General features: G+C 69.4%; 1 protein-coding gene. It reads left to right on the top strand.

Features of this window, described 5'->3' with window-relative positions; genetic code table 11:
- Window positions 1–506: HDOD domain-containing protein (locus KDM41_19025; GenBank protein MCB1185517.1), on the top strand; the 506-nt coding region annotated here is incomplete at both ends.

Here is a 506-nt window from a genome sequence, read left to right as displayed (position 1 = left end):
CGGTACTCGCGGGCAAGCTCCTGCGCGTCGCGAACACGCCCATGTTCCGGCCGCGCCAGCCCTACACGTCTCTCGAGCAAGCGATCGTGAGGCTAGGCACGAAGACGGTGCAGGAGCTCGTCGCCGGAATCGCGACCATGGGCCTCTTTGCTGACGTTGGCGGCATCGGCGAGCGAATTCGCGATCACAGCGCCGGCGTCGCGGCGATCGCCCGTGTGCTCGGGACCGAGTGGCGCTTCCGGGGCGTCGGCCGCGCGTTCCTCGCGGGCCTGATGCACGACCTCGGCAAGCTCCTGATCCTGCAGACCGGCGAGCTCGACTACTCGACGCTCAGCCCCGCGCAGCTCGAGACGCCCGACGAGGTCCATCTTTGCGAGCGCGTCACCCTGGGCTTCGACCACGCGGTCCTTGGCGCCCATGTGCTCTCGCTCTGGAACCTCCCGCCGGACCTGACGCGAATCGTCGCATGGCACCATCAGCCGGGACGCGCGTATGAGGCCGGCGGC

The organism is bacterium (assembly GCA_020440705.1).
GTDB lineage: Bacteria > Krumholzibacteriota > Krumholzibacteriia > LZORAL124-64-63 > LZORAL124-64-63 > JAGRNP01.
The sequence above is the reverse complement of the archived record's forward strand: the minus strand, read 5'-3'. Positions and strand labels throughout refer to the sequence as shown.